7 protein-coding genes and 1 pseudogene are annotated in these 7,731 nt (G+C 64.9%); all 8 read right to left on the reverse strand.

Annotated features, from left to right (window positions below; translation table 11 throughout):
• Nucleotides 1–32: 32 nt before the first annotated feature.
• A complete protein-coding gene (locus tag GGQ90_RS19490) occupies nucleotides 33–296 on the reverse strand; it encodes a DNA -binding domain-containing protein (RefSeq protein WP_015460456.1) in 264 nt (87 codons plus the stop codon).
• Nucleotides 297–476: 180 nt separating this feature from the next.
• On the reverse strand, nucleotides 477–689 hold the full coding sequence (locus GGQ90_RS19495) for a helix-turn-helix domain-containing protein (RefSeq protein ID WP_015460457.1): 213 nt from the start codon (nucleotides 687–689) through the stop codon (nucleotides 477–479).
• A 138-nt stretch (nucleotides 690–827) separates the two neighbouring features.
• Complete coding sequence (locus GGQ90_RS19500) at nucleotides 828–1,001, reverse strand: hypothetical protein (protein ID WP_015460458.1); 174 nt, start codon at nucleotides 999–1,001, stop codon at nucleotides 828–830.
• Between the two features lie 441 nt (nucleotides 1,002–1,442).
• Nucleotides 1,443–1,859, reverse strand: coding sequence for a single-stranded DNA-binding protein (locus GGQ90_RS19505; RefSeq protein ID WP_015460459.1), 417 nt, complete (start codon nucleotides 1,857–1,859; stop codon nucleotides 1,443–1,445).
• Between the two features lie 677 nt (nucleotides 1,860–2,536).
• Nucleotides 2,537–3,130, reverse strand: coding sequence for a thermonuclease family protein (locus tag GGQ90_RS19510; protein ID WP_188083572.1), 594 nt, complete (start codon nucleotides 3,128–3,130; stop codon nucleotides 2,537–2,539).
• Between the two features lie 152 nt (nucleotides 3,131–3,282).
• Nucleotides 3,283–4,221, reverse strand: a complete 939-nt coding sequence (locus GGQ90_RS19515; protein ID WP_015460461.1) for a DUF2493 domain-containing protein — start codon at nucleotides 4,219–4,221, stop codon at nucleotides 3,283–3,285.
• A 363-nt stretch (nucleotides 4,222–4,584) separates the two neighbouring features.
• A complete protein-coding gene (locus tag GGQ90_RS19520; RefSeq protein ID WP_015460462.1) occupies nucleotides 4,585–5,637 on the reverse strand; it encodes a DUF7146 domain-containing protein in 1,053 nt (350 codons plus the stop codon).
• Between the two features lie 14 nt (nucleotides 5,638–5,651).
• Nucleotides 5,652–7,649 (reverse strand): annotated as a pseudogene (locus GGQ90_RS19525) (strawberry notch C-terminal domain-containing protein); the annotation flags it as partial.
• Nucleotides 7,650–7,731 lie beyond the last annotated feature (82 nt).

The following is a 7,731-nucleotide window of genomic DNA, read 5'->3' on the forward strand; positions in this document are numbered from 1 at the left end:
TCGAATAGCTTCGAACCTTCAAAAAGCTCGGTTTATCGAGGCCTTCCCTGCAGAAGATCGAGGTAGCCGATCTCGGTCATCCACTTGGCCCTGGCGAGATGGCTTTCATAGACGCCCCATGCCCGCTGCGGCTCGCGAACAGGGTCGAGATCGAAGATTATGCGGACGATTTCACGCCAATGCGCGCCTTCCTCGTCCGCTTCGAGCATTCGCAGATAGGTGACGAAATGGCGTTCGTCGTAGCGGGTCACGCGCGAAGATTGCGGCGGGCGGTCATCGAAATCGGGGATCGCCATTTTTAGCGGCCCGCTCGGCGCCCGGAGCGCCAGTTCTTCGGTCGTCGGGGTGAGATTATCCTGTCCAGGGGATAATGGAAAAAGCCGCGGCGCCCCAGCGCACTCATCGCGTCGGGGGTGCGAACTCGGAAACGAGATGGTGCCCGTCCCACCTGGCCCGACGACAATACCGCTGGAAGATCAATCTGCCTTGCGGAAGAATTCGATGGGATCGACTTCGAGTATCGCGGCGATGCGTTCGAGCATATCGACCGTCGCGGCGTGTTCTTCACGCTCCAGCATTCCGATATAGTTGCGGTTGACACCTGCACGATCGGCAAGCTCCTCCTGCGACAGGCTCTTGGCATGACGCATTTGACGCAAATTCGTGGCGACGATCTCCCGCAGGCTCATGCCGGGGACGTCGCCGCTCTGCCTAACCCATGGCCACCCAATATACTAGGGAATCGTAAATACGTATCTGCGTATCTACGCGAAAGCGCGCTTCAGGGTTTCAGGAAAGCGGGGCCGACCAGCGGCCCCGCATTCGCCTCACCAGGCGAAGGGATCAAACTCGCGAACGATGCTAGCCGAGTCGCCGTCCCATTCGCTGGCCGGCATCGCGCTGAAAAGACCGGCTTCGGTGCGGAACACGATGATATTGACCATGAGGCTGCGGGCGAGGCTCCAGGCATAGGCTGATACGGTTTTGAGCGACGTGGACATTTTTGGGCTCCTGTCTTTCGTCGCGGGGGCCATCCCCGCTCGACAGGCTCCCGAAGTGTCGGGCGCATGGCCGCAATCACCGCGCAGGCGCAGCCTGAAGGCCGCACGCGAAGCGTAGCGGACCCTTTACGGGTTGATGGCATCAGGCCTTGGGCCGGACCAAGGAAAGAGCCAAATGAGAGCGGGGATGGCGCCGGCGGCGAAGCGAGCGTGATGTCCGTCCCGATAATCGTCGCTCTGCCTCGGATCTTCCGTCCATTTCTGCGGTCTCGGCTGCGAGGTTGAACAGCGCGCTCCATTCGCGATCACCTCGGATCTCGCGCTGACCCCGGAGCCTCTGGAAGCATGTGATGGCGGTGTCAGCGTCGCGGCCCAAACCCCACGGGCGTCGGCACGAAAAAAGGCCCGGCGGATCGCTCCGCCGGGCCTGCTGCGTTCTGATCAGAACGGGATGTCATCGTCCGTGTCATAGCTGCCGCTGCCGGCTTCGCCGCCATTGTCCTGGGCGGGTCTGCCCCGACTGAGGAAGTCGATCGTCTCGGCAATGATCTCGCAGCCGTAGCGCTTCACCCCCTGCTGATCGTTCCATTCCGTGTAGTGGATGCGGCCGCGAACCAGAACCTTCATGCCCGTAGTGCAATGGGCCTGAACCGTCTTGCCAAGGCCGTTGAATGCGGTGATGCGGTGCCATTCGGTGTCCTGGAGGCGACGGCCCTGGTCGTCGCGAAGCGCCTTGCCGTCCGCGTAGCGGGGACGCGAGGTCGCGAGGCGAAAGCTGGTGATGTTAGTTCCACCCTGGGTGCTGCGGCTTTCCGGCTCAGCGCCGATGTTGCCGGCGAGGATGACGATGTTCTGCATGATGTATCTCCGTTGCTTCGAGTCCGAGGGACCGTCCCTCCGACGAAGCCCGGGTGAAGGCCGTCCAGAGCCGTCTGCATCGCCGCCCTCGGGCGGCGGCCTGACCCCATAGGCCCGGAGTGGTGCGGGCAGCCGCGCAGCGGCAACTCGGTCCGGCGCCACCGGGGTTGCTGGCGGAAATGGAAAGGACTTAGGGATTCGCCAGTCGGAGGGAACGAACCCTCGATCGACGCATGACGGTGATGACCGCGAACGAAGGCAGCTCTCGCACAGTGGCGCCAATCCGAAAGGACGCTTCAATCGAAGACACTAACCCGCTCCGACCTCGCGCACCCGACCGCCCAGACCTTTCGGCACATATCTTCGCAACTGGGGCCGCTGCTTCATCGCCGCCATACGCCATCACGCAGCGGCAGCCGCGACGGGGCAGACAAGGCAACGGGCGTGAGGGTGGTGCGGACGCCTTTTCCACGACCTTGGACCTGGCAGCAGGGAGAAAACGCCATGACGCGGGATGCCAGACCCAGCACTGGGACCGAACTGCCCGTTCACGAACGGCGGGGATGTTGCGGTGCGCGTCCAACGTAACGGGACACTGTGATGGCTCTGGTCGGAACGCAGCAGGACTGGCGGCGTGATCCGCGCTGCCTTCTTATCTGGCCGCGCCCGTGGATCGATCAGCGCGCTGCTGGACGCCAACCGGCACGACGGGCCTCCGCAAGCGAACAGAACCAGCGTTCGCCCCGCGCGGTGTCGATCCTGACGGCGGCATAGTCGCGTTGGCCGGGCGCGTGAACGATCCGGCTCCCGTCCGCACTGATGTTGCCCTTGAGCGCGCAACGGGGATTGGGCGGCGGTGATGGGGCCTCGCGCCGCGCAACCTCGCGCGAGCCGCGCCACTCCCATGGTGGCGTGACAGTCCCGGCCCAGACGCCGGCCCGGCGGCGACGGGCGCCCTGTTCGGCGGTGTGGTAGGCGCCGCTGCTGTAGCGCGGATAGTCAAGCGCCCAGCCATTCTCCACCAGCCATCCCCCTATATCGCGCCCGCGAGCAGCGCAGCGAGCGACAGGACGGCCGCCCTGGTCACGATAGGCGGGAATGCAGCGAACGGAGGCGCCGCCGAGCCAGGTCCGCAGGGCCGCCTTGGCGCGCTGACCGCACGGCCATGACCGGCCTGCTGCATCAGCACAGGATTGATCCAGCTCCGGGGCGTCGATCCCCAGAATCCGCACCCGTTCCCGGCCGAGATCGAACGTGTCGCCGTCAACCACGCTGGCCCGGCCCTCGATAGGCGGGGCCGCGTAGCTCGGAACCGGGAGGTCGAAGGATAACGCAGCGAAAAAGCCGGCAGTTATGTAACGCGAGATGTTCATGATCGAGGGACCATATCGCCCCATCGAGAGAATGCGAGGATGGGCGGCGCTTACGCGCCGCCCAGATGCCGGAAATCCCAGACCTTGATGCCGAGCGCCTTGGCCTTGTCGCGGATGTTCGACTGGATGCCGGTGCCCGGAAACACGATCAGTCCCTTGGGCATGGCGGCGAGCATCTCGTCATTGCGCTTGAACGGAGCGGCCTTGCCGAGTTTCCAGTCGGGCTTGATGGGGACGCTCGGCACGCCGCGCTGGTCCGCCCAGAGGACTGCGATATGTTCGCCGCCGCTTTCGGTCGCGCCATGGATCAGCACCATGTCGGGGAACTTGGCCCGGATCTTGTCGAGCGTCGACCAGATCAGCCGCGTATCGTTGAACGCCGGCCCAGACGAGATCGCGATGCGAACACCCTTGGGCATAAGCACCTGCTTGTCGGACCATTTGCGATCGTTGATGAAGTCCTTGCTCGCGATGACCGCCGAAGTGAGCGCCTTGCGATTGACCTTCGAACCCGACCGGGGAAGCCAGGGCTTCTTGGTGAAGCTGCGGTACTGGTCGGCGGCGGCATCGCGCAGATATTCGAACGTGTCGCGCCGCTCGATCATGGTCACGCCCTCGGCGATCGCGCGCTCCAGCTCGACCGAATTGACCTCCGAGCCGTCCTGTTCGCGCTGCATCCGCTTTTGCGCCACTTCGTTATCGTCCAGTTCGCGTTCGACCCGCTGGATGCCGTTGTGGAAGACGTTGACCAGCCCCCAGAGGATGTCTTCGAGGTCGGGTTCGATCCGGGTGTCGATCAGCGCCGAGACCATACCATCGAACATATCGGCCACTGCGCCATCGACGAGGCGGGATTCGGGCAGCGGACGTTGATCTGGTTCATCTTCGAAGGGACGATAGCCATAGAGCTGCATTTCCTCGAGCAGATAGGCTGTCTGGGATTGGGCGTGTTCGGGCTCGTCAGCGGGGATGTCGTTGCTGTCGTTCACGGGATGTCGCCTTTTCGTCTGGGAGCCGCGACCCTCGCGGCCTTCATGGCGACGAAAGGCAGCGGGCCGGACGGCGCGCGCACCGCCAAGCGCCAAGCGTGCGCGCGCCCCTTTCGGGCGCGTGATGGCGGCCGGAGCAAAGCGGAGGACGGACAAAGGGGGCTATTTTGCCTCGCGATGCAAAGCGGCCGCTCGCGGGCGCGGCGGAAAATAGCCCCCGTCTGTCCGTTGTGCTCGCCGGACGCCCGCTGCTCCTGTCGCCCTCTATGAAGGCGTGGGCGCGGCCTTTTCAGCGAAAATGGCGCCTATGACGCGACACAGCTTCGCCGGTGACGACAAAGCTGAACTCCCGCTTCCCGGCCTTCAGCCGGACAGGAGAAGGTGACGCTCGGCATCTTCGTCCCGCAGTTGAGGGGCCAGATGCGCTCGCAGCCGATCCGCCCCCAGGCCATGCAGGTCCGAGTTGAAATCGTCGAGCATCGGCGCCAGCGGGATAGCCTCGATCCCGACCTCCGCAGCCCTGCGGGTCAACAGGGTTTCGGCGGCGGCTCCGGTGGAATCCGCGTCGCGGGCGATATAGAGGCGCCGAAGATCCGGCGGGAACCGGATGGCTGCAAGGTGGGCGCCCGACAGCCCCGCGATCGCTGGCAATGCAGGCATGATCGTGCGGAGCGATAGCATTGTCTCGATGCCTTCGCCGGCGGCCATCACCGCGCCAGCGCGCCCGAAGCGAACGCCGTGGCCGAGCAGATGGCCCATCGCGCGGCGTGGATAGGCGACCGGCGCTTTTTCGATCGTCGTGGGATCGAGCCAGGTGCGATGCACGCCTGTGATCGCGCCGGCCAGATTGGTGACAAGAGCGATCATCGCCGGCCAGGCCCGACGGGTGCCGGGAGGATCCTTCCGGGATGGCCGATAGTAGCAGCGCGGATGGAAGCGCAGCGGATCGCCCGCTTGCAGCGGTCCGATGCTCCGCCCTGCAAGATAGTCCGTGACAAGGGTGCCGCCAACGGGTTGGGAAGCAGCCGCCAGACGCTGAGCTGCCTCCGGCGTGCCGGACGGCGTTTTGCGCTCCCGCCGGGACCCAGCGCCCTCTTGCCGGGGCGATGGCTGCGGCAGGCTGAGAAAACGCCGGGCTTCCTCCAGCGTATCGCGTAGCCGCGCATGGCCTCCCGCAATGGTGATGATATCGAGCAGATCGCCATGGTCGCCGGTTGCGGCATCAGTCCATTTACCGGCCGCCCCTCCATCGGGAGAGGCGACCAAACGGACATAGAGGCTGCGTCCGGGCGTATTGCGGGCATCGCCCACCAGCCAGTACCGGCCTTCGCGATGTCCTTTCGACAGATAGCGGCGACAGACACTCTCGGCATTATCGGCGAGGCGCTGCGATATCCCGGTGGCGGAGTTCTTCATCTCACATCCCTCCGTCACGCCGCATGGCGCTCGCCGACCCGCTGAAGCGGATACCGATCCAGCAGTCGGGCGAGCACGGTCGGGCCGTCGCTTCCGGTCGGGACGAACAGCCGCAGCTTCCAGGAGATGATCTCCGAGATCAGCCCCATCGCCTTCAGCCGGTCGCGCATCGTGTCGGTGAAGCCGTCCAGTTCGATCCGATTCACGCCCATGACACGCACCCGGCGAAGCTGGAGCCGTTCGGCGAGATCGAGGATGGCCTGACCATCCATCAGCGCCGTGAACGCGGCGTCGGGCGCGAGCACCGGGCCATTGTCGTTCGCGCTCGCGGTCGCCGCCCAGGCAGGCGACACACGGCGCCCGACGATCCGCTCGCCATCGTCGGTCTGGAGCCGATAGACGCGCGTGGATTCCTGCGGCAGTCGCTTCCAGATCGGCAGCAAAAGCCCGGCGACAATGTGCATGGTGCTGGTCGCAAACACCGGCACATCGGCAAGTTCCGCCTCCCATGCCCGCTCGAACTCGCCTCGATCGGCTTCGCGCCATTGGGTTTCCGCCATGGTGGCAAGCGGCATCGGCGTCGATTCCATCGGCCGGACGAGCCGGATGCGCGCCTCTATGCTCCCGTCATCAAGTTGCAGACCGCGCGTCGGTACCTGCACCGCAGCACGCCCTGACTGGGCGTTGACCAGCAATCTGGCGCGGCGATCGCGCAGATGGCCGAAGGCTTCGTCGAGCGTCACCGGTCTGTTGCGGTCCTTGCGTTCGATGGTCAGCAATCGCGTCTCCGCTCTCGTGCCCGGATGGGTATAGATGGTGGCGCGATCGACGATCTTGAAGCTTTCGGCCTGGAGCGTCTCCAGTCCCAGCTCATAGGTTCCGCTCGCGATCGCCCCCTCGATGCGGGCGGTCAGCAGATCCTCGAACCGCGTGAACAGGATGTTCTGGAGATCGATGGTGAGCGCGAGCATCCGGTTGAGGAAGGTGGTGATCGGGGGCAGTTCGTCCCGAAGACCGCCCTCGTCGCCGAGCGTCAGGCCGGTCGCGGCCTCGAACTCGCCGAGCGAGCAGCCCTCGACCTTGCCGCTGAAGATCAGCCGGTAGAGCTGGCGCAGTGCATCGCGCGCATACCAGGATTCCAGATTGTCCTCGGGCCGGAACAGCCCCTGGCCGCCGGTCTGGCGCTGGCCGCGCGTGATCGCCCCCAGGGAATCGAGCCGACGCGCGATGGTCGAGATGAAGCGCTTCTGCGCCTTCACATCGGTCGTCACCGGCCTGAACAGCGGCGGCTGCTTCTGATTCGTGCGGTTCGACCGGCCAAAGCCCTGGATCGCATTATCGGCCTTCCAGCCCGCCTCGAGCAGATAATGGACCCGCAGGCGCTGGTTCTTCGCGCCGAGATCGGCGTGATAGCTGCGCCCGGTGCCGCCCGCGTCACTGAAGATCAGGATGCGCTTGGCGTCGCTCTGGAAGGCGTCGGTTTCGGCGATGTTCGCCGAGCCCGGCCGGTTCTCGACCACGAATCGGTCGATCCCGTCCGACCCGCGCCGCTTGACGATGCGCCGCGACCGGCCCGTCACCTCTGCGACCGTGTCGGTGCCGAAGTGGTGGAGCACCTGGTCGAGCGCGGCCGGGACTGGCGCCAGCGAGGCGAGCCGCTCGATCATCCGATCGCGGCGTTCGATCGCCTCGCGCGAAATCACCGGATTGCCGTCCTTGTCGGTGACGGGCCGGGAGCAGAGATTGCCCTCGCTGTCGCTGAAGGGCTCGTAAAGCTGCACCGGAAAGCTGTGTTCGAGGTAGGACAGAACATACTCCCGAGGCGTCACATCCACGCGAACATCATCCCATTCCTCGGTCGGGATTTCGGCGAGGCGGCGTTCCTGCAGGGCCTCGCCGGTCGAGACGATCTGGATGATGGCGGCGTGGCCGGCTTCGAGATCGCGTTCGATGCTGGCGATCAGCGCTGGGGTCTGCATTGCGGTAATGAGGTGGTTGAAGAAGCGCTGTTCTGTCCCGTGAGCAAGTGTATCATTAATAATAATGCATTGATAAAACGCGATGATTCCTTGCGATAGCTAAAAGGGCGCATCA

The organism is Sphingobium scionense, from assembly GCF_014197035.1.
Lineage (GTDB): Bacteria > Pseudomonadota > Alphaproteobacteria > Sphingomonadales > Sphingomonadaceae > Sphingobium > Sphingobium scionense.

Excerpts from the sequence above, each read along its gene's own strand:
- GGQ90_RS19490 (WP_015460456.1), bottom strand. The coding sequence starts at position 296 with ATGGCGATCCCCGATTTCGATGACCGCCCGCCGCAATCTTCGCGCGTG.
- GGQ90_RS19505 (WP_015460459.1), bottom strand. The coding sequence starts at position 1,859 with ATGCAGAACATCGTCATCCTCGCCGGCAACATCGGCGCTGAGCCGGAA.
- GGQ90_RS19500 (WP_015460458.1), bottom strand. The coding sequence starts at position 1,001 with ATGTCCACGTCGCTCAAAACCGTATCAGCCTATGCCTGGAGCCTCGCC.
- GGQ90_RS19520 (WP_015460462.1), bottom strand. The coding sequence starts at position 5,637 with ATGAAGAACTCCGCCACCGGGATATCGCAGCGCCTCGCCGATAATGCC.
- GGQ90_RS19495 (WP_015460457.1), bottom strand. The coding sequence starts at position 689 with ATGAGCCTGCGGGAGATCGTCGCCACGAATTTGCGTCAAATGCGTCAT.